We start from the raw sequence: 20757 nt of genomic DNA, 5'->3' as shown, positions 1-20757 counted from the left end.
ATGTGGCGGTGAAGAAGAGCATGTCGTCTAGGAAGATCCGTGTTCGCCTGCGACGGTCGGCGGCCGAGCAAGTGCCGGTCGTCGTCCGGCGCCGGTTCGACGTGCAGGAAGAGGTGCTCGGCATCGTGCTTGAACTGGGGGCGCACTGGGTGCTACTCGCATCATTGCGGGACGCTGCCTACTTCGATGGGTTCACGCTCCTGCGACTCGAGGACATCCACCGGGTCAAGGTCGATCCCACCTTTCTCCCGGCCCTGCGGGGACGCGAGGCTTGGCCGCCGTCCGGCCCGGCCCGACCCCTCGACCTCGACGGACCGCTCGGATTCCTTCCCGGCATCGCCGAGCAGGCCCCGGTTCTGGCTCTGCACGAGGAAGCCCGACGGCCGGACATGCTGTGGATCGCGGCCGTGTCGGAAGTAGGGCAGAAGTCCGTCCTGGTGCGAATGATCGACCCAGATTGCACGTGGAACGACTTCTTCACGAAGGTGAAGTACCGGCATCTGACGCGGATCGACTTCGGTGACGACTACAGTCGAGCCGTCCTTGAGGTAGCGGGTCCCGCGAGCCCGCTTTGAGCGAGATACCTGTTGACTTTCGATAGGTTCTCGTCGAGAATCGACTCATGATCGACAACCGACTCGTCACGCCGCTCCGCGTGCTCATGGTCCTGCTGTTCGCGGGCCTGCTGGTGGCGCAGTGCCTCATGGTCCCCGGCCAGTTCCACGACATGGGCGAGGACGGCACGCCCGCGGCCGCACTGCGGATCCCGTTCATCGCCTTCTTCATCGTGGAGATCCTCTGCGTGCAGGTGGTGCTCGCGTGCACGTGGCGCCTGCTCTCCATGGTCAAAGAGGGCGAGATCTTCTCAGAGAGCGCCTTCCGCTGGGTGGACGGCATCTTGTGGGCGATCGCCGTCGCACTGGTCCTGTGGGGGTGCCTGGGCCTCTTCGCGGGCCTCGTGGCGTACGGTCCCGGCGAAGAAGTGGCGCCGGGGATGGTGATCGCACTCGGCGTCGTCGGGCTCGGCGGCCTGGTCCTCTTCCTGCTCATCCTCGTGATGCGCGCTCTGCTGCGCCAGGCCACCCGCCTGCGCTCGGACATGGAAGGGGTCATCTGATGGCGATCGTCGTGCGGCTCGACGTCGAGCTGGCCAAGCGCAAGATGCCGGTGGGGGAGTTCGCCGAGCGTGTGGGCCTGACCCCCGCGAACGTCGCCGTCCTGAAGAACGGCCGGGCCAAGGCCATCCGCTTCAGTACGCTCGAGGCCATCTGCAAGGTCCTGGACTGCCAGCCCGGCGACATCCTGGAGTGGGTGGACGACTGATCCGCCGGCCGGCCCGTGGCGCCGCCCGTCGCATGGGCGGGCCGGCGCCTGGCCGGCGCACGGGACGACTCCTCCGCTAGACCCGATTCCCACCCAGAGGCAGGTCGCGCTGCTCGACGATGCTCTTCATGACCAGGGTCGAGTTGAGGTTCTGCACGCCCGGCAGGGTGGTGAGCTCGTCGTCGTAGATGCGCTGGAAGTGCGGCAGGTCCGCTGCGACGACCCGCAGGAGGTAGTCCGGGCTGCCGAAGAGGCGCTGGGCCTGGACCACATACTCGATCGCGGCGACCGCCTCCTCGAACGCCTCGATCCGCTCCCGGGCGGTGGTGCTCATGTTGACGAAGACCAGTGCGTCGAACGTCAGGCCGAGGACCGAGGCGTCCAGCTGCGCGCGGTACCCGGCGATGGCCCCGGAGCGCTCCAGGGCACGCAGCCGGCGGTGGCACGGCGAGACGCTGAGCTGCACGCGTTCGGCCAGCTCCGTGACGGTCAGGCGGCCGTCGCGCTGCAGCTCCGCAAGAATCTTCCGGTCAATACCGTCCATGCGCAAGATTATCCCTCAAAAACTGCCATCGGGCGGCACACGTTGAGAACACCTTCGGCTGTTTCCCGCCTAGTCTCCTCGGTGGGCCGCACGGGGCGGCCCGGAGGAGGGGGTCGCCGCGATGGACGCGCAGGCTGTGCTGGGGTTCTGGTTGGTGTCGCTGCTGTTCGTCGTCACGCCCGGAGCCGACTGGGCGTACGCCATGAGCGCCGGGATCCGGCACCGCTCGGTCGCGCCCGCCGTGGGCGGGCTGCTCGCCGGGCATCTGCTCGTCGTCGGACTCGTCGCCGCCGGCGTCGGGGCGCTACTGGCGGCACGTCCATGGGCGCTGACGGCCCTGACCGTCGCCGGGTGCGCGTATCTCGTTTGGCTCGGCGCCGGGGCGCTCCTCCGGCCCGCGGCGCCGGCGCTGGGCCCGGCGGGAGGCCTCCCCGAGGCCACCGCCGGCGTGCGGCTCCAGTTCGTCAAGGGGGCCGGCATCAGCGGTCTCAACCCCAAGGTCTTCCTGCTCTTCGTGGCCCTGCTGCCGCAGTTCACGGACGCCGCGGGGCCCTGGCCCGTCCCCGGGCAGATCGGCGCCCTCGGCGTGGTGCACGTGTTCAGCTGCGCCGCCGTCTACGCGACGGTCGGCTTCGCGGCCCGCCGGCTCCTGGCGCCGCGGCCCGCGGCGGCGCGACTGGTCTCCAGGCTGTCCGGTGCGGCGATGATCGCGATCGGTGCGGCTCTGCTCGTCGAACGGCTGGCGCTCGCCTGACAGCCCGGTCGGACCGCCCGTCCGGGCTGTCCGCCGGCCGCGGCCCGCTGCGTCCCTGAGGGACTCGCGCCGTGCCGATCGAGTATCGACCCTCCCGCCGGGAAAGCGCTTGCTGCTAGGTTCCTGAGCAGCGCTCCACCGGTGACGGGCATCACACTCGCATCCTCTCGCCCCGGAGCGCCGCAGTTTTCATTCCAACGGCGGAAAGAGACGAGACCCTCCATGGCACGGCGAATCATCACCGCAAGACACCGCAGCACTCACCACCGCGCCCGCACCGCGGCGGCCGGCCTCCTCGCGGCCGCGCTCCTCGGCACGGGCGCCGCGGCCGCGGCCGGAGCCGAGGGGCCCAGCCCCCAGGCGGACCCCACGGGCCAGACCGCCCGGACACCGCTCGAGCGGCAGGTTCTCCCCGACGGTGACGGCTGGGCCGCGGCCGACGGCGGCACCACCGGCGGCGCCGCCGCCGCAGCGGACCGCGTGTACGACGTCGACTCCCGGAGCGAGCTGCTCGCCGCCCTCGAGGCGGGTGACGACGAGAAGATCATCCGCGTCCACGGCGTCATCGACGCCAGCGAGGACGCGGGCGGCGCCCCGCAGACCTGCGACGCCTACGCCGCCGGCACCGGGTACAGCCTCGAGGCCTACCTCGCCGCCTACGATCCCGCGGTCTGGGGCTGGGAGGAGGAGCCCTCCGGGCCGCAGGAGGACGCGCGGCGGGCCGCCGCGAGCAACCAGCAGGACTACATCCGCTGGGACATCCCCAGCAACACCACCCTGGTCGGGGCCGATCCGGACAGCGGCATCACCGGTGCCGCCCTGCGCATCAACGGCGAGCACAACGTGATCGTCCGCAACCTGACCATCAGCGACTCCAAGGACTGCTTCCCCGCCTGGGACCCCACCGACGGCGACACCGGCAACTGGAACAGCGAGTACGACCTGCTGCAGGTCATCAACGGCTCCACCCACGTCTGGATCGACCACAGCACGTTCACCGACGCGCCGAACTTCGACGACCAGCTCCCCGAGTACTTCGGCCGCCCCTTCCAGATGCACGACGGCGCCGTCGATGTCACCAACGGCTCCAACTACGTGACCATGTCCTACAACCGGTTCGAGGACCACGACAAGCTGATGCTGATCGGCTCCACCGACTCGCCGACCCGCGGCGACCCCGGGAAACTGAAGGTCACCATCCACCACAACGTGTTCGAGGACATCGGCCAGCGCGCCCCGCGCGTCCGCTACGGCCAGGTGGACGTCTACAACAACCACTTCGTCTCCACCGACGACGCACCGGTCGAGTACAGCTACCTCTTCGGCGCCGGCGTCGAGTCCCACCTGCACGTCACCGACAACGCGATCGAGGGCGTCGAGGCCTCCAGCGTCATCAAGAACTGGCGGGGCACCGGCATCTACACGGCGAACAACCTGGTGGACGGGAAGCGGACGGATCTGCTGGCCGCCCACAACGCCTCCGTCGACGCCTCCCAGCAGCTCGCCGTCGACACGTCCTGGACCCCGCAGCTGCGCACCACGGTCCACGCCCCGCAGGCGCTGCCGGCGCTGCTCGAGCGCACGGCCGGACCCATCCTCACCGCCGGAAGCGCGGAGGGTGATCGCTGATGGACGTCCCCACGCTCTCCCGCCGCGCCATCCTGCGCACGCTCGGCCTGGCCGCCGGATCCGCGGTCCTCGTCGGCACCGGCGCCCACGGCGCGCTGGCCGCGCCCGGAACCCCGGCGACGGCTGCCGCGTCGACCGCCCCGCGCCGCGACCCCGTGGTGTTCGTCGTCGGGGACTCGACGGCCAGCGCCTACGAGCACGGTCTGCGCCCCCGCACGGGGTGGGGCCAGGCCCTGCCACTGCTGACCGGCGGCAAGGTGTCCGTGTTCGACTACGCGTGGTCCGGCGCCTCGTCCAAGAGCTTCGCGGACGCCGGCAAGCTGGATGCCGTGCTGCCCCTGATGCAGTCCGGCGACACCCTGCTCATCTCTTTCGGACACAACGATTCCAAGACGTCCGACCCGAACCGCGGTACAGACCCGGACACCACCTACAAGGAGTACCTGACCCGCTACATCGACGGAGCGCGCTCGCGTGGGGCGAACCCCGTCCTGGTCACCCCGGTGGAGCGGCGCCGATTCGATGCGGCGGGCAACGCCCGCACGTCCCACGGCGAGTACCCGCGGGCGATGCGCGAGCTCGCCGCGGCGACGGGCACGCCGCTCGTCGACCTGACCGAGCTGTCGCTGCGGCTGTGGCAGCAGCTCGGTCCGGAGGGGACCCTGTCCCACTTCCTGCACCTCACACCCGGCGAGCACCCCCAGTTCCCGGACGGAAGCGAGGACAACACGCACTTCCACGCCGTCGGCGCGCTCGCCGTCGCCCGGCTCGTGGCCGGCGACCTCGTGGCGCAGGGCATCACGCCGGGCAGCTGGTTCACGCGTTTCGAGGTGGAGATCGACCCGCTCACCGAGACCTACTGGCCGCCGGAACGGCCCGTGGACGACGTGCGGGTGATCGACGTCGGCCCGGGCGGTGCCTACACGTCCGTGCAGGCCGCCGTCGACTCAGTGGCCTCGCGCAGCAGCCAGCGCACCGTCATTCGGATCCAGTCCGGGACGTACCGTGAGGTGGTCCGGGTGCGCTCGGACAAGGAGCGGATCACGTTCCTCGGCCTCGGCGGGAAGCCTCAGGACACCGTGCTGGTCTACGACAACGCGTCCGGCACCCCGCACCCGGACGGCGGCACGTACGGGACCACGGGCAGCACGTCCGTCCGGGTCGACGCCGCCTACTTCCACGCCGAGAACCTGACGTTCGCGAACGACTTCGACGAGGCCGCGCACCCGGAGATCACCAGCCGGCAGGCGGTGGCGCTGCGGCTCGCGGGCGACTTCTCGGTGCTGCGCAACGTGCGCTGCCTGGGCAACCAGGACACGCTCTACGTCAATTCGCCGGACACGGGCGTGCAGGCGCGCTTCCTCTTCGACTCCTGCCACGTGGAGGGGGACGTCGACTTCATCTTCGGCCGCGGCACCGCCGTGTTCGACTCCTGCCGGATCGTCTCCCTCGACCGCGGCGAGTCCAACAACGGGTACGTCACCGCCAACAGCGTGGACAAGTCCATCCAGCACGGGTACCTGTTCGACGGCTGCGAGTTCGCCTCGCCCGCCCCGAGCCGGACCGTGCACCTCGGCCGCCCGTGGCACCCGGGCGGCGACCCGGACGCGATCGCGCAGGTCCTGGTGCGCGACTCCCGGCTCGGTGCGCACGTCAAGTCCTCGCCGTGGACGGACATGAGCGGCTTCTCCTGGAAGCAGGCCCGCTTCGCGGAGTTCCACAACAGCGGCCCCGGCTCCGCCGTGAGCCCGGACCGGCCGCAGCTCTCCGTCGCCGAGGCGGCCGAGTTCACGGCCGCGGCCTACCTCGCCGGCGGCGACGGCTGGTCACCCCAGCTGGCGGGCACCGCGGCGGACAGCACGGCTCTCCTCAGCTACACCTGAGTCGTCCGGCCGGACCTGGGCGCAACGCCAGGCGAGGGGTACGACGGCGGCACGCGCCGGCGTCGTACCCCTCGCCTATGTGCCGGGCCCGTTGCGCCAGGCCTAGAGCGCCGGCTCGGCGACGGAATCGGCGGCGCCACCTGCCTCGCGCTCGCCGTTGGACTCCGCGGCTTCGATATCGGAGACGATCGACTTGAGCGTCTCGATCAGCCCCGTGATGTCTTCGTCGGTCATCGCCAGCGACAGCGACATCTCCCCGCGGTGCACCGGAAAGTAGCCGCGGTTGGCGAGCTCCAGCGAGATGGTCTGGGTCCGCTCGCCATCGACAACCCGCCAATAGTCGCGGTGGGTGCGGACCACGTCGCCGGGGGTGGCCATGTAGGCGTATCCCAGGTGGGAGAAGCCGCGCCCGTGGATGCGGAACGGGCTGTTCCTTGCCTGGCTCCACGTGTTGAGTTCGTCGGCGATGCGCCGAGCGAATCCATTCAATCGGGTGAAGGCTGCTTCATCCAGTTCGGTCATGCAGGCGGTACCGGCAATCACGGAGAGCTTGTGTCCGTGGTGCGTGCCGGAGATGGACACGCGCCCGTCCTGGAGGGCGTTCATGATGGAAGCCGCCCCTCCGACGGCGCCGAGCGGAAGGCCGCCGCCGATGACTTTCCCCATGACCGTCAGGTCCGGGGAGATGCCATACAGACCTTGGAGGCCGTTGATGCTGGCGCGCAGGCTGATGGTCTCGTCGAAAATGAGCACGATGCCGAGTTCGCGGGTGACGTCGCGGAGCATCTGCACGAACTCCTGGTCCAGGACCACCATGCCGCCGGCCCCACTCTGGAGTTCCACGATCACGCAGCTCAGATCCTCGGCGTGGGCCCGCAGGATCCGTTCCGTGCCGGCCAGGTCGTTCTGGGTCAGGACCACGATGTTGTCCACGTCGTGGGAAGGAATGCCGCCGCTGTCCGGGAGGGCGACCGGGTCGGCAGCGCTTCCGGCCGCATCCGGCGCGGGGTGGGCCGACACCTGCAGCACGTCGCTGAAGCCGTGGTAACCGCCCTCGAACTTCGCGATTCGGGTGCGCCCCGTGTGGGCGCGGGCCAAGCGGACCGCGGTCATGCAGGACTCGGTGGCCGAGCAGGAGAACTGCACCTTCTTCACCGAGGGGATGCGTTCGATGAGCAGCCGGGCCAGGTCGGCTTCGTGGGTGCCGGGATTGCCGAAGGACACGCCCTCGGGGATCGCCTCCAGCAGGGCGTTCGTGACCGCTGGGTGGTGGTGACCCAGGACGTTCACGGTGTAGTTGTTGTTCAGGTCCAGCAAGCGGTGCCCGTCGACCGTTTCGATGTACGCGCCGTCGCCCCGAGAAACGAAGACAGCGTGCGGGCCGAAGTTGAATGAATTCCGGCTGTAGCCGCCGGGCACCGACTCACGACTGACGTCCGCCATGGACCGGGATCGTGAGAACTTCTCGGTGAATGTCTGCTGCGCCTGCTTGAGCGTCAAACCCGCCACAATAAACCTCGGCTTCCGAAGGGAAATGCAGCCTGGACGGCTGCCATGTCTCCTTTCCATCCTTCGGCCGCGGCCACAACCTTGGCAACGAAGGAAAGCAGAAGGCGCCTTCCGAAATCGCGAACAGCGTCCTAGCCGAAGTTGCCGGTTCGGCTTATTCGATGACGAGTTCGGCCTCCGGCAACTCGTCGATGTGCTGCCTGATCACTGACGTCGTGACCGCTAACAGCTCCGGGATCATCGGGTTGTCGTTGTCCCGTCGCCACGTGAAAGCCAGCACGCTGGCCGGGGCGTCTTCGATCGGTACGAAGGCCACCCCGGGGTGCTGGAAGGTGCGCGTGGCCGACGCCGGGTACGTATCGATGGCGCCCGAGTAGGCCACCGCCGAGAGGCTCTCGCTGAGGGTGTGCACCTTCGCTCCGATCCGCCGGGGAGCTCCGCGGTTTCCATCCAACGACCAGAAGCCGGCCCATTCGCTCGGCGTATCGTCCCCGGCGACGGCGAAGGGCTCATCGATGATGTCCTCGACCTTCAGCGACGTCGCATCACTGAAGGGGCCGTCTGCGGCCACCGCGGCGTAGAGGCGCTCCTGGAACAGGGGGCGCACACGAAAGGTCCTGTCATCGATCGGCATGCGGAGGAAGGCAACGTCCACCGCCCCGGCGTTGAGGTCCTCGAACTGGGTGCTCATCGACAGCTCGGTGAACTGCAGCTCCGTGTGGGGAAACGTCGTCGCGAACGCGTTGAAGACCCGGTGGGTGAGCTCGCCCAGGGCCTCCCCGAAGAACCCGATGCTCAACCGCTCGGTCGCGCTGCGGGCGATGGCCTGGGTTTCGGTGCGTAGACGGCCCAACCGTTCGAGGATCTCCCGCGCTTCCCCAATGAAATGGGCGCCCGCCGGGGTGACCAGGACCTGATGCGGCGTGCGTTCGAAGATCTTCACCCCCAACCGGGATTCCAGGCGACGGATCTGCGTGCTCAACACCGAGGGGGCGATGTGTTCCAGCTCGGCCGCGCGGCCGAAGTGCAGGGTCTCGGCGACCCGGACGGCGAACTGAAGCTGTCGGATCTCCATGACTGTCCTTTCTCCGTGTCCCGTCGCGTTGTCCACGGTGGTCAGAGGCGCGTTCCGCATTCGCGAACGCACCTTCGCAGGGTGGCCCTTGTCACAGTCATTGGCCTGCCGAAGCATGGAAAGACCACGGAAGCTCGCCGGCAGTCGCCCGGCGACGACGTGGGATCCAGCTTTTTGAATCATCCCACCCGAGGGGCAATCTTGAATACCAGCACTCCGGCGGAGGCCCCGCCGAACACCACACGGCAGACCCGGCTCAACGCCGGGTCCATCGGCACGGCCGGCATCGTTTTCTTCGTTGTGGCGGCCGCCGCGCCCCTGGCCGCCACGCTCGGCGCGGGTCCGGTGGTCTTCATGTTCGCCGGGTCGGCCGCGCCGGCGATGTACCTCATCGCTTCGTTGGCCCTGCTGCTGTTTGCCTTCGGCTTCGCCGCCATGAGCCGGTACGTCACCAACGCGGGCGGGTTCGCGGCCTTCGTCGCGTGGGGGCTGGGCCGATGGGCCGGATACGCCGCCGCCGGCATCGCGCTCCTAGCCTATCTAGCGATGTTCCTGGGGATCTCGGCGCAGCTCGCGACCTTCACGTCGGACTTCTTCGACCGCTTCTTCGGCATCAACCTGCCATGGCAGCCGGCTCTGCTGATCGGGGTCGCCATCATCGGGCTGCTCGCCTACCGCGACATTCGCGTGTCCACGGTGCTGCTGGGCGTCATGCTGGTCCTCGAAGTGCTCTTCCTGGTCGTCTTCGATGTCGCCGTACTCGTCGGCGGCGGAGCCGACGGCATCAACGTGGCGTCCTTCAACCCCGCAGACATCTTCAGTCCCACGATGGGCCTGGCCATCCTGTTCGCCTTCGCCTGCTTCGTCGGCTTCGAGGCGACCATCCTCTACGGGGAGGAAGCCAAGGAACCCAAGAAGGCGGTGCCCCGGGCCACCTACACGTCGATCGCCATCATCGGTGTCATCTACACCCTGACCATGTGGGCCCTGGCCCTGGCTTACGGGGTGGACAACGTCCAGGATGCCGCGCTCGCCGATCCGGTGAACTTCGTGCTTGCGGCCGTCACCGATTACCTCGGGGCAGGGTCTGCCGTCGTCCTGGAGCTGCTGGTGCTGACCAGCCTGCTGGCGGTGCTGTTGTCCTTCCACAACGCCCTGAACCGGTATGTGTTCTCGCTGGGGCGGGCCAACTTCCTGCCCAGGGGGCTCGGGGTCAGCCACCCGCGGTACCAGAGCCCGGCTCGAGCCAGCCTGGTCGTCACGGCGACCATCACCGTCCTCCTCGTCCTGTTCACCTTCACCGGCCAGGACCCGTTCGCGGTCCTGTACATGTGGATGCTCGGTCTCGGCACGCTGGGCCTGCTCCTCCTGCAGGCCACCGGCGCCGCCGCGGTGATCGTGTTCCTTCGCAGCCGCTCGGCCAACGAGGCCCTGTGGGCGCGGTTCATCGCGCCCCTGCTCGGCGGAATCATGCTCCTGGTGGCCGTCATCCTGGCCGTCGTCAACTTCGACGCGCTCATCGATTCCGGGGGTTCTGTGGCTGTGATCCTGCCGGCCCTATACGTCGTGGCGGTCGTCGCCGGATTGGTCATCGGGGCGGTGCGCAACACCGACGACTTGCGTCAGGAGCACGATCCGGAAACCGGCGCGGCCACGCCGCTTCCCTCGCCCAAGCCGACATCCACCCACTCTTCCTCAACTGGTCCTCGGCATGGGTGAATGGCCAGCGACACCTACCCCGTGGTTCGGAGAACCAAACACATCGAACAGGAGACAGTCATGACGACTTCCAGCCAGGAGAAGACCGCCGCCACTTTTGCCGGGCAGCCGGTGAATGCCCAATTTATTGCCGGCGAGTGGCGCCAGGGCCGGTCGGAGCGGGTGAACACGAATACCAATCCGTATGACGACTCGCTGCTGGCCCGAATCCAGCAGGCCTCGGCTGAGGACCTGGACGAGGCCTACCGGGCCGCGGAGGCCGCGCAGCCCGCCTGGGCCGCTATGGTTCCGCGGGAGCGGGCGAAGATCATCCGCCGAGCCGGTGAGATTCTGGAAGAGCGCCGCGAGGAAATCGTGTCCTGGCTTGTCAAGGAGGGCGGCGCAACGGTCCTGAAGGCCAACATCGAGGTCTCGCTGGCCGCTGGCATCACGGCCGAATCGGCCTCGTTCCCGACCCGGGTGCACGGCACTATCCACCCCTCGAACACCGAGGACCGGGAGATGCGGGTCTACCGCAAGCCGGTCGGCGTCGTCGGCGTGATCAGCCCGTGGAACTTTCCGCTGCACCTCTCGCAGCGCTCCGTGGCCCCGGCGCTGGCCGTGGGCAATGCCGTCGTGATCAAGCCCGCCTCGGATACGCCCGTCACGGGCGGTCTGCTGCTGGCGCGGGTGTTTGAAGAGGCCGGGCTGCCCCAGGGAGTGCTCTCCGTGGTGGTCGGCGCCGGCTCCGAGATCGGCGACGAGTTCGTGGCCCACCCGGTGCCGCGGCTGATCTCCTTCACTGGGTCCACCCCGGTGGGCCAGCAGGTGGGCGCCACGGCCACCGCCGGCGAGCACCTGAAGAAGGTGTCCCTGGAGCTGGGCGGCAACGCGCCGCTGGTGGTGCTGGACGATGCCGACATCGACGCCGCCGTCGCGGAGGCCGTGCCGGGGACGTTCCTGCACTCCGGCCAAATCTGCATGTCGGTCAACCGGATCATCGTCCAGGCGCCGGTCTATGACGAATTCGTCGAAAAATTCACCGCGGCCGCCCGCTCGGTGACGTACGGGGACCCGTCCGCTGAGGGCGTTCTCGTCGGCCCAGTGGTCAACGACACCCAACTCGAGGGGCTCAAGAAGAAGATCGCCGGTGCCCGCGCGGAGGGTGCGACGGTCGCCGTGGAGCAGGACATCACCGGCCGCGTGGTTCCGCCGCACGTCTTCGTGGACGTCACGGCGGACATGGAGATCGCGCGCGAGGAGATCTTCGGCCCGATGGTCTCGATCCTCAAGGCCAACGACGAGGAGGACGCCCTGCGCCTGGCCAACGACCACGTCTACGGCTTGTCGTCGTCGGTGTTCACCCAGGACCTGGATCGCGGCGTCCGATTCGCGCAGCGGGTCAAGGCCGGCATGACGTACGTCAACGAGATGACTGTCCAGGACGAGGCGCACGTGGCCTTCGGCGGCGAGCGCAACTCGGGGCTGGGCCGCTTCAACGGTGAATGGGCCATCGAGGAGTTCACGGCGGCGCACACCATCGGGGTCAAGCGACTGCCCGGTACTGCGGACCCGAAGGAATGAGCCGGCGGCGCTAGGGTGAAGATCCGGCGTCGAAGACGGCGCCGCGAAGGAGGACCTGATCATGCCCGAGAACGGCGACATCACGTTCCACACCCGCAAGTGGGTCCGGCCGGAGGACCTCAACGCGAATGGCACGCTCTTCGGCGGCTCGCTCCTGCGCTGGATTGACGAGGAGGCGGCGATCTACGCGATCGTCCAGCTCGGCAATGGCCGTGCGGTGACCAAGTACATGTCGGAGATCAACTTCGTCAGCTCGGCCCAGCAGGGCGATCTGATCGAGATGGGCCTGACGGCCACGCACTTCGGCCGCACGTCCCTGACCATGCGGGCCGAGGTGCGGAACATGTTCACCCGCCGGTCCATCCTGACCATCGACAAGCTGGTGTTCGTGAACCTCGGCGAGGACGGTCAGCCCGCCCCGCACGGCTACACCGAGATCACGTACGAGCGGGACCGCGTGCCGCGCCAGCACCTGGAGGGCTGACGCGGCGCACGGCCCCGCGGAGGGTACGGTCAGGCCTTGTCCCGCGCCACGAGCTCGCGGAGGCGGGCCCGGCGCAGGAGCTTGAACTCGGGATCCTGGCGTAGCTCGATCACCAGGGAGATCCCGAGCAGTCCCACGATGATGGTGAACGGCAGGGCGGAGAGCATGGCGGCCTGCTGGAGGGCGCTGAGTCCGCCCACGATCAGCAGCAGCACCGCGCACAGGCCGGTCAGCGCGCCCCAGAGCGTCAGGACGGGCCGGCTCGGGTTGAGCTCGCCGTTCGAGGACAGGGTGCTCAGGACGAACGTGTTGGAGTCGGCGCCCGAGATGAAGAACAGGACCACCAGCAGCACGGTGACGATCGACATGAAGTGCGTCAGCGGCAACTCCTCGAGGAGCGCGAAGAAGGCGGCGTTGATGTTCTCGGTGGTCGCGGCGCCGATGCCGGCGCCCTGCATGTCCAGGTTGATGGCCGAGCCGCCGAAGATGGCGAACCAGGCGAAGAACACGAGGGTGGGGACGCCGAGGGTGCCGGCGACGAACTGGCGGATGGTGCGGCCGCGGGAGATCTTCGCCAGGAAGACGCCGACGAACGCGCCCCAGCTGAGCCACCAGGCCATCATGAAGTACGTCCACCACTGCATCCACTCCAGGTCCGCAGGCGTGGTGGGTGTCGTGAGGCTCATGGCGAAGAAGTCGTTGAAGTAGCGGCCGACCGAGCGGAAGAAGAGGTTGGTGACGAAGTTCGTGGGGCCGGCGAAGAGGACGAAGAGGCCCATGACCATGGAGGCGGCCATGGTGGTCTGGCTGATGTACTTGATGCCGCGGCTCACGCCGGTCAGGGCGGAGACCGTGAAGAGGACCGTGATCACGGCGATGATGACGATCTGGACGTTGAGCCCGCTCGGCAGGCCGAAGGTGCGTGCCAGGCCCTCGTTGATCTGGGAGGCCCCGAGTCCGAGGGACGTGGTGGTGCCGAAGAGGGTGGCGATCACGGCGAAGACGTCGATGGCCTTGCCGAACCAGCCGTCCACGAGCCGGCCGAGGACCGGCCGCAGCATGGGGGAGACGAGGCCGGGGCGCCCCTTGCGGTGGGTGGAGTAGCCGATCGCCAGGCCGAAGACGCCGAAGACGGCCCAGGCGTGCGGCCCCCAGTCGAAGTAACTGAACTGGAGGGCGCGCACCGCGGCGTCCATGGTCTCCGGCTCCGCCAGACCGTGCGGAGGCGCCATGAAGTGAGAGATCGGCTCGGCCACGCCGTAGCTGACCAGACCGATGCCCATGACAGCCGCGAGGATCATGGCGAGCCAGGACCAGGTGCTGTACTCCGGGCGGGCGTCATCCGAACCGAGTCGCACCTCGCCGTACCGACTGAAGAAGAGGTACACCAGCAGTCCGATGCAGAGCAGCGGCACCACCAGGTAGCTCCAGCCGATGGTCTCGGCGACCCAGTTCATGGAGGATCCCATGGCCGTGCCGAGACTCTCCGGTGAGAGCGAGGCCCACAGGACGAACACCGCGATCAGGGCGACCGAGGCGTACATGACGGGCCCTGCGGCCGGGCGGCGTTTCGATTCCGTAGCGCGGGCCGGGGCCTGCGGGGAGATCTGTTGGACCACGGTGTTCTCCAGTCTGTGGCGGCGAGTGATGGGAGCGCTGAGTCGGGTCAGAGCTGTTGGAGGTCGTCGCTGTCGAAGAAGCGGCCGGCCTTGTAGACGATGGGGCTGGCCTCTGAGACCTCCGCATGGCGGACGCGGCAGATGAAGACCGTGTGCGTCTTGGCCTGGAAGCGCTCGCGGATCTCGGCCTCGATGCAAGCCGGGGAGCCGTCGATCAGCGGACTGCCGTTGGGCCCCTCGTGCCACGCGATATCGGCGAATTTGTCCGCAGCCTTCGACGCGAAAGTAGCAACAGTATCCCGTTGCCCGGTCCCGAGGATGTTGATTCCGAGGTGCGTCCCGGCGAAGAGCGCCGGGTAGGTGGAGGACGTCTTCTGCACGCACACCATGACGAGCGGCGGCTCGAGCGATACGGACGCGTAGGCATTCACGGCCAGCCCCTTCGGCGCCTCCCCATCCCTTGTAGTGACCACAGTCACTCCGGTGACGAATTGCCGGTTGAACGTCTTCATGATCTCTGGGTCCGGCTCTCCGGAGAGGTCGTCGACGACGACGTCCCCCGTGTGGGGAGCGGCGTCGCTCAGGTGCCTGACGCCGAGGGCGTGCAGCAGCTCCGAGCTGTCCCAGGTGACTTCCTCCCGCTGGATGCGGCCGTCGGCGAGAAGTACATGGTTGCAGCCGCGGGTCTCCACCCGGCGACCGGTCGCTGGCACGCCGAGGAAGGGCTCGGTGTGTGTTCCAGCGCTGGTCCAGAAGATGACGGCCTGGTCGCCGTCCTCCACCACGGAGTCGATTCGAGTCGTCAGATCCGGGAAGGCCGCGCGGATCGCGGAGATGTCCTCGCGAATGGCGTCCAGAGTCTGCGACTTGCCAGTGGAGCGGCTGATGCGCACGTAGTCATCGGTGACCACCTGCTCGAAGGCCGCGACGTCGCCGTCGTTCCAAGCATCGATCCAGGCGGACGTGAGAGCGGGAGCTAGTGTCTGTTGCATGGTAGAGAACGTAACGCTGGTCACAGGACGCCGTCAAGGGCGTCTCGGCAACTCGAGAGTATTCGGCTGGTTTACGGCTATTCCGGCCAATACAGAGAAATTGCTTGACGGCTGTTCCGGAGGTGACGTACGTTCTGTTGCATGCAAGAGAACGTTGTAGTCGCACCGGGGCCGCTCCTCGACAGGGTCCGTGACCTGGTCCTCAGCGGCGAGTACCCGCCCGGGGCACCGCTGTCCGAGCTCCAGCTCTCCGAGGAGTTCGGCGTCAGCCGTACCCCCATCCGCGAGGCGCTCAAGCAGCTCCAGCACGAGGGGCTGGTCGAGATCCGGCCCAAGGTCGGCACCTTCGTCCGGGAGCCGACGAGGCGGGAGATCGTCGAGCTCTTCCAGCTCAAGGAGGGCCTCGAGGGCCTCGCCGCGGGCCTCTTGGCGCGCCGGGGGACGGTGCCGGAGCTGGAGGTCCTGGAGCGCAACGTCGAGGACTCGGTGGAGGCCGCCTCAGCACAGGACGCCCAGCGGTACGCCTCGCTGGTCCACGAATTCCACTGGACGATCATCCGCGGCGCCGACAACCGCAAGTTGGTCGAGCACTACGAACGGCTCATGAATCAGCTCGCCTACCACCGGATGGTGGTTCGCACCGCCGAGCACCCGGGCCGGATCCACACCTCGACCGAGGAGCATCGGGCTGTCCTGGACATGATCATCGCCAAGGACCACTTCGGTGCCGAGGCCGCGATGAGGAACCACGTCTACGCGTCCTCGAGGGAACTCCTCACCGACGCAGCGACGGCCCACGAGTCGGCCCTGCACTGACCCCCCTCCAGCGGAACACCTACCGCCGACGCCGTCGGCCCGAAAGGACAGGCATGAGCCTTCCAGCAACTCACCGAGTCCCGCGCCGCCGGGACGGAGCGAGCGCATGAGCCCGCTCGCCGGCCTCCCTGAGGTGCGCAAGGTCGTCTACCTCCAGGAGGAGGTACTCCTCGAGGCGGGTGCGGCACCGGCGGTGCCTGCCACCCGCGCGTCGGTCGCCGTCGTGGTGAAGAACCCCTGGCACGGCACCGGCCCGGGAACCGACCTCTCCGCCGAGGCGGAGCGGATGGCGCCGCAGCTCGCCCGCATCGTTGCCGAGCGCCTGATCGACGGGTTGGGCGGCGTCGACGCCGTCGAGGCCTTCGGGAAGGCGGCGATCGTCGGCACCGCCGGGGAGATCGAGCACGGCAGCGCCCTCATCCACACCCCGTACTTCGGCAATCTGGTCCGCGAGTTCCTGGCGGGCACGTCCATCCTCTGCTTCGCGGACGAGCGGGCCGACGCCGGACAGAGCCTCACCGTGCCCCTGTGGCACAAGACAGCCGCCGCTACCCGCAGCCACTACCAGACCATGACCACACGCGTCAGCGACGGCCCCGCCCCGGACGAGATTGTCGTCGTCGCCGCCGCATCGACCGGACCCCGACCGCACCCGCGGATCGGGGACCGCACCACTGACCCCGCCGTGACCTCGGCGATCCTCGAAGGAGCCCCATCATGAACCTGCGCAAGATCGTGACCATCGTCGAGGAGACGCATACCGAGGGTGGACGACCTGTCGAGACAGCGGCGCGCGTCGCCGTCGTCGCGGCCGTCATCCAGAACCCCTGGGACGGCCAGGGCTTCGTCGAGGACCTCACCGCAGGGATCGACGCCGCGGCGTCCGACGTCGGAGCGCTCCTCGCGCCGCGCGTCATCGAGGCGCTCGGCGGGCCCGTCGAGGCCTACGGGAAGGCCGCGATCGTGGGCCTCGCCGGCGAGATCGAGCACGGATCGGCTCTCATTCACACCTTGAAGTTCGGAGACCACTTCCGCCGCGCCGCCGAGGCCACCACGCTCCTTCCGGCCGTCGAGAAGCGAGGCCCCGCGGGCGTCGTCTTCGACATCCCGCTCAAGCACAAGACCGACGCGACGGTCCGCTCCCATCATCAGAGCATCGAGGTGCGTCTCGCGGACGCACCCCACCCGGGCGAGATCGTCATCGCGCTCGCGGCCGCCTCGCAGGGCCGTCCGCAGCAGCGGCTGGCACCCCTGAGCACGGAGCAGTAGGAACCGTGGCAGGGCAGGAACGGACGCCACTCGTGCTGCTCCACGGGGTCGGATTGGACCGCACCGTGTGGGACGACTTCCGTACGGAGTACGGACGCCTGTCCGGTCGCGATGTACTGGCGCTCGATCTGCCCGGCCACGGGGAGCAGCCGCCCTGGCGCGGCCCGGCGGGCCTCGCGGCCTTCGCGGACGACGTCGCCGGCCGGCTGCCGCCGCTGGCGCACCTGGTCGGGTTCTCGCTCGGGGCCCTCGTGGCCCAGGCGCTCGCCGTCCGCCAGGGCGGACGAGTGGCCAGCCTGGTCAACGTCAGCTCGGTCTGCCGCCGCACGGCGGCGGAGCGCGCCGCGGTGGAGGCGAGGCTGGAGCAGGCAGCAGCCGACTTCTCCGTCTCCGCGGAGGCCTCGATCGAACGCTGGTACCCGGCAGGCACCCCGGTGGGGCCGGAAGCGGTCGAGCGGACCCGGGAGGTGCTCCTGGGCAACGACGTCGAATCCTTCCTCGCCGCCTACAGAGTGTTCGCGGCGGGGGACGCCGAGATCGGGCCCGAGCTGTCCCGCATCCGTCAGCCGGTCCTCAACGTGACCGGCGAGCTCGACCCCGGCTCAACGCCGGACATGACGCGCCGGCTCACAGAGCAGATCGCTGGCTCGAGGGCCGTCGTCGTGCCGGGGGCGCGGCACATGCTGCCCGTCGAGGCGCCGCGCGCACTCGCCGAGACCATCCACCACTTCATCGAAGAATCGAGCACAGAGCATCATGACTGAGCGCTACGACCACTTCATCAACGGACAGCACTCCGCCCCGGTGGGCGGCGAGTACTTCGCCAGCACCAACCCGGCCACGCTGGACGTCCTCTACGAGGCTGCGCGCGGCACCGCCGAGGACGTCGACCGCGCCGTCGCGGCAGCCACCGAGGCGTTCCGCAACCCGCTCTGGCGGGACCTCTCGGCGACGCGGCGGGGCCACCTGCTCCGGCGCCTCGGCGACCTCGTCGCCGAGAACGCCGAGGAGCTGGCCCTCCAGGAGACGGAGGACAACGGCAAGCTCCTGCGCGAGATGCGCGGTCAGCTGGCCGGTCTGCCGGAGTACCTCTACTACTACGCCGGCCTCGCCGACAAAGTGCAGGGGTCCCAGATCCCCACGAGCTCCCTCCAGGTCCTCAACTACACCCAGCGGGAGCCGCTCGGCGTCGTCGGGGCCATCACGCCGTGGAACTCGCCCCTGACGCTGACCACGTCCAAGCTCGCCCCGGCCCTTGCCGCCGGCAACACGTTGGTCATCAAGCCGTCCGAGTACACGTCGCGGACCATCCTGCGGTTCGCCGAGCTTACGGTGGAGGCGGGCTTCCCGGACGGTGTGGTCAACGTCGTGACGGGCATGGGAGCGGAGGCCGGCGCCGCCCTGGTGGACCACCCCGGTATCGCCAAGATCTCCTTCACCGGATCGACGGCCACTGGCGCCCGGATCGCGGCCTCCACGGCGTCGCGGTTCATCGGCTGCACCCTCGAGCTGGGAGGGAAGAGCCCCAACATCGTCTTCGACGACGCCGACGTGGACAACGCCGCCATGGGCGTCGTGGCGGGCATCTTCGCCGCTGCCGGGCAGACGTGCATCGCCGGCAGCCGCGTCTTCGCTCACCGCTCCGTCTACGAGGAATTGCTGGAGAAGGTGTCCGCGCGGGCGCAGAGCATCGTCATCGGGGACCCGCGCGACAAGGCGACCGAGCTGGGCCCGCTGGCCTTCCAGGACCAGCTGGACAAGGTCTCCTCCTACGTCCGGCTCGGCGTGGACGAGGGGGCGACGGTCGCGACCGGCGGCTCCCGGCCCGCCACGGACCTCGCCGGCTACTTCTTCGAGCCGACCGTTCTGACCGGTGTGGACAACGGCATGCGGGTGGTCCGCGAGGAGATCTTCGGTCCGGTCGCCGCCGTCATGCCGTTCGACACCGAGGAGGAGGTCCTCGGCCTCGCGAACGACACGCAGTACGGGCTGGCCGCGGGCGTGTGGACGCAGAATCTGGCCCGGGCGCACCGGATGGCCCGCCGACTCGACGCGGGCACCGTCTGGGTCAACACCTACCGCGCCATGTCCCCGATGTCGCCGCGCCAGGGCTTCAAGTCCAGCGGCGTCGGCATCGAGCACGGGCTCGAGTCGATGCACGAGTACACGCGGCTCAAGAGCGTGTGGATCAACACCGACGAGGGCCCCGTGGCGGACCCGTTCACGCTGAGGAGCTAGCGCATGCCGCTGATCGACGTCTCCATCGCCGAGGGCCGCACCGCAGCGGAGCTCAGGGATCTCGTCTCCGCCCTGCACCGGGCGGCCGAGGAGACCGTGGGGGCGTTGCCCGAGAACACCACCGTGATCATCCGGGAGGTTCCGACGACGCACTGGTCCAAGGCGGACCGAACCATCGCCGAGCGCCAGGCGGCCTCGGCTGCCGACACCACAGCAAAGGAGCTCTAGTCATGCGATTCTCCCTCTTCATCCACATGGAGCGGTGGGACGACGACGTCAGCCACGCCCAGGCCTTCGAGAACCTCACCGAGCTCGTCCTCATGGCCGAGGCCGGCGGATTCGGGACCGTCTGGATCGGGGAACACCACGCCATGGAGTACACGGTCTCGCCGAGCCCGATGCCCCAGCTCGCCTACCTCGCCGCCAAGACGTCCACGATCCGCCTCGGCGCCGGAACCATCATCGCGCCGTTCTGGAATCCCCTCCGCGTGGCCGGGGAGACCGCGCTGCTCGACGTGATCAGCGGTGGGCGGGCCGAGGTCGGCCTCGCCCGCGGGGCGCACCAGTTCGAGTTCGACCGGATGGCGCCCGGCCTGCCGGCCGCCGAGGGCGGGAAGCACCTGCGGGAGCTCGTGCCGGCCGTCCGGAAGCTCTGGCAGGGGGACTACGCGCACGACGGCGAGGTCTGGCAGTTCCCGACGTCGACCAGCGTGCCCAAGCCGGTGCAGCAGCCGACGCCGCCGATGTGGGTCGCCGCCCGTGATCCGGCCTCGCACGACTTCGCCGTCGCCAACGGCTGCAACGTCATGGTCACCCCGCTGATGAAGGGCGACGAGGAGGTCGAGGACCTCGTCCGGAAGTTCGAGACGGCCGTGGGAGACCACCCGGAGGTCCCGCGCCCGGAGCTCATGATGCTCCGCCACACCCATGTGCACGAGGCGGCGGACCCCGAGGGCTGGCGCCGACCGGCCGAGGCCGTCCAGCGGTACTACCGCACCTTCCATGCGTGGTTCATGAACAAGAAGACGCCCGTCAACGGCTTCCTCGAGCCGACTCCTGCCGAGGCGTTCGCGGACAAGCCCGAGTTCGCCCCCGAGGCTCTCCACCGGTCCGCCGTCATCGGGACACCGGAGGAAGTCATCGAGCGGGTCCGCCGCTACGAGGAGCTCGGCATCGACGAGTTCAGCCTCTGGTCGGACAACGGGCTCACGCATGAGGAGAAGAAGCGGTCGCTCGAGCTGTTCATCGAGCACGTGGTGCCCGCCTTCAACGCCCCTGAGTAGTCGGGCGTGGCCTGCTAGAGGACAGCGGGGCGCCACCGTCGATTCCCGACGGCGGCG

Annotated in this window: 21 protein-coding genes; 16 read left to right on the top strand and 5 right to left on the bottom strand. The window is 68.8% G+C overall.

Going from position 1 to position 20757, the window contains the following annotated elements:
- Positions 1 to 8 precede the first annotated feature (8 nt).
- The 3 genes from ABD784_RS09730 to ABD784_RS09720 are packed head-to-tail and all read left to right on the top strand — an operon-like array spanning position 9 to position 1323.
- Positions 9 to 575: a hypothetical protein gene (locus ABD784_RS09730; RefSeq protein ID WP_344883644.1), complete on the top strand. Its 567-nt coding sequence runs from the start codon at positions 9 to 11 to the stop codon at positions 573 to 575.
- Positions 576 to 622: 47 nt separating this feature from the next.
- Positions 623 to 1117, top strand: coding sequence for a DUF2975 domain-containing protein (locus ABD784_RS09725; protein WP_344883641.1), 495 nt, complete (start codon positions 623 to 625; stop codon positions 1115 to 1117).
- Positions 1117 to 1323, top strand: a complete 207-nt coding sequence (locus ABD784_RS09720) for a helix-turn-helix domain-containing protein (RefSeq protein ID WP_344883638.1) — start codon at positions 1117 to 1119, stop codon at positions 1321 to 1323. Before ABD784_RS09725 ends, ABD784_RS09720 begins: the two co-directional genes overlap by 1 nt.
- Before the next feature lie 76 nt (positions 1324 to 1399).
- On the opposite strand, the gene ABD784_RS09715 is transcribed toward ABD784_RS09720, so the two are convergent.
- Positions 1400 to 1867 carry an Lrp/AsnC family transcriptional regulator gene (locus tag ABD784_RS09715; protein ID WP_344883636.1) on the bottom strand — a complete coding sequence of 156 codons (468 nt, stop codon included), beginning with the start codon at positions 1865 to 1867 and terminating at the stop codon, positions 1400 to 1402.
- Between the two features lie 121 nt (positions 1868 to 1988).
- Between ABD784_RS09715 and ABD784_RS09710 the strand changes: the two genes are divergently transcribed.
- From ABD784_RS09710 to ABD784_RS09700, 3 genes are all read left to right on the top strand, one after another.
- The gene (locus ABD784_RS09710) at positions 1989 to 2621 is read left to right on the top strand and encodes a LysE family translocator (RefSeq protein WP_344883633.1); all 633 of its coding nucleotides are present in this window, start codon (positions 1989 to 1991) and stop codon (positions 2619 to 2621) included.
- Positions 2622 to 2843: 222 nt separating this feature from the next.
- Positions 2844 to 4250 carry a pectate lyase family protein gene (locus tag ABD784_RS09705; protein WP_344883630.1) on the top strand — a complete coding sequence of 469 codons (1407 nt, stop codon included), beginning with the start codon at positions 2844 to 2846 and terminating at the stop codon, positions 4248 to 4250.
- Positions 4250 to 6133, top strand: a complete 1884-nt coding sequence (locus ABD784_RS09700; protein WP_344883627.1) for a pectinesterase family protein — start codon at positions 4250 to 4252, stop codon at positions 6131 to 6133. The genes ABD784_RS09705 and ABD784_RS09700 overlap by 1 nt, the downstream gene beginning before the upstream one ends.
- Positions 6134 to 6235: 102 nt before the next feature.
- Here the strand turns inward: ABD784_RS09700 and ABD784_RS09695 are convergent, their stop codons facing one another.
- Both ABD784_RS09695 and ABD784_RS09690 read right to left on the bottom strand, forming a co-directional pair.
- Positions 6236 to 7702 (bottom strand): aspartate aminotransferase family protein, encoded by a 1467-nt coding sequence (locus tag ABD784_RS09695; protein WP_344883624.1) that lies wholly within the window; start codon positions 7700 to 7702, stop codon positions 6236 to 6238.
- Between the two features lie 94 nt (positions 7703 to 7796).
- The gene (locus ABD784_RS09690) at positions 7797 to 8717 is read right to left on the bottom strand and encodes a LysR family transcriptional regulator (protein WP_344883622.1); all 921 of its coding nucleotides are present in this window, start codon (positions 8715 to 8717) and stop codon (positions 7797 to 7799) included.
- 201 nt (positions 8718 to 8918) lie between these two features.
- Between ABD784_RS09690 and ABD784_RS09685 the strand changes: the two genes are divergently transcribed.
- The 3 genes from ABD784_RS09685 to ABD784_RS09675 all read left to right on the top strand — a co-directional run bounded on the left by ABD784_RS09685 (position 8919) and on the right by ABD784_RS09675 (position 12483).
- The gene (locus tag ABD784_RS09685; RefSeq protein ID WP_344883619.1) at positions 8919 to 10436 is read left to right on the top strand and encodes an APC family permease; all 1518 of its coding nucleotides are present in this window, start codon (positions 8919 to 8921) and stop codon (positions 10434 to 10436) included.
- Between the two features lie 60 nt (positions 10437 to 10496).
- Positions 10497 to 11999 carry an aldehyde dehydrogenase family protein gene (locus ABD784_RS09680; RefSeq protein WP_344883616.1) on the top strand — a complete coding sequence of 501 codons (1503 nt, stop codon included), beginning with the start codon at positions 10497 to 10499 and terminating at the stop codon, positions 11997 to 11999.
- A gap of 61 nt (positions 12000 to 12060) precedes the next feature.
- Entirely contained in the window at positions 12061 to 12483 is a 423-nt protein-coding gene (locus ABD784_RS09675) for an acyl-CoA thioesterase (RefSeq protein WP_344883613.1), read from the top strand.
- Positions 12484 to 12512: 29 nt separating this feature from the next.
- On the opposite strand, the gene ABD784_RS09670 is transcribed toward ABD784_RS09675, so the two are convergent.
- Positions 12513 to 14027 (bottom strand): BCCT family transporter, encoded by a 1515-nt coding sequence (locus ABD784_RS09670; protein WP_344883610.1) that lies wholly within the window; start codon positions 14025 to 14027, stop codon positions 12513 to 12515.
- Between the two features lie 122 nt (positions 14028 to 14149).
- Complete coding sequence (locus ABD784_RS09665; RefSeq protein ID WP_344883607.1) at positions 14150 to 15094, bottom strand: flavin reductase; 945 nt, start codon at positions 15092 to 15094, stop codon at positions 14150 to 14152.
- A gap of 141 nt (positions 15095 to 15235) precedes the next feature.
- Between ABD784_RS09665 and ABD784_RS09660 the strand changes: the two genes are divergently transcribed.
- The 7 genes from ABD784_RS09660 (at position 15236) to ABD784_RS09630 (ending at position 20700) form a co-directional block, all read left to right on the top strand.
- Entirely contained in the window at positions 15236 to 15910 is a 675-nt protein-coding gene (locus ABD784_RS09660; protein WP_344883604.1) for a GntR family transcriptional regulator, read from the top strand.
- Positions 15911 to 16016: 106 nt separating this feature from the next.
- Positions 16017 to 16631, top strand: coding sequence for an amino acid synthesis family protein (locus ABD784_RS09655; protein ID WP_344883601.1), 615 nt, complete (start codon positions 16017 to 16019; stop codon positions 16629 to 16631).
- Positions 16628 to 17179 carry an amino acid synthesis family protein gene (locus tag ABD784_RS09650; RefSeq protein ID WP_344883598.1) on the top strand — a complete coding sequence of 184 codons (552 nt, stop codon included), beginning with the start codon at positions 16628 to 16630 and terminating at the stop codon, positions 17177 to 17179. Before ABD784_RS09655 ends, ABD784_RS09650 begins: the two co-directional genes overlap by 4 nt.
- Positions 17180 to 17184: 5 nt before the next feature.
- Entirely contained in the window at positions 17185 to 17943 is a 759-nt protein-coding gene (locus ABD784_RS09645) for an alpha/beta fold hydrolase (RefSeq protein WP_344883596.1), read from the top strand.
- Positions 17936 to 19417 (top strand): aldehyde dehydrogenase, encoded by a 1482-nt coding sequence (locus ABD784_RS09640; RefSeq protein ID WP_344883593.1) that lies wholly within the window; start codon positions 17936 to 17938, stop codon positions 19415 to 19417. The genes ABD784_RS09645 and ABD784_RS09640 overlap by 8 nt, the downstream gene beginning before the upstream one ends.
- Before the next feature lie 3 nt (positions 19418 to 19420).
- Positions 19421 to 19645 carry a tautomerase family protein gene (locus tag ABD784_RS09635; RefSeq protein ID WP_344883590.1) on the top strand — a complete coding sequence of 75 codons (225 nt, stop codon included), beginning with the start codon at positions 19421 to 19423 and terminating at the stop codon, positions 19643 to 19645.
- Positions 19646 to 19647: 2 nt separating this feature from the next.
- Complete coding sequence (locus tag ABD784_RS09630; protein ID WP_344883587.1) at positions 19648 to 20700, top strand: LLM class flavin-dependent oxidoreductase; 1053 nt, start codon at positions 19648 to 19650, stop codon at positions 20698 to 20700.
- The last annotated feature ends 57 nt before the right edge of the window (positions 20701 to 20757 follow it).

The sequence above is a fragment of the Zhihengliuella alba genome, assembly GCF_039538765.1.
Classification (GTDB): domain Bacteria; phylum Actinomycetota; class Actinomycetes; order Actinomycetales; family Micrococcaceae; genus Zhihengliuella; species Zhihengliuella alba.
This window is presented reverse-complemented; position numbering and strand designations above follow the sequence as displayed.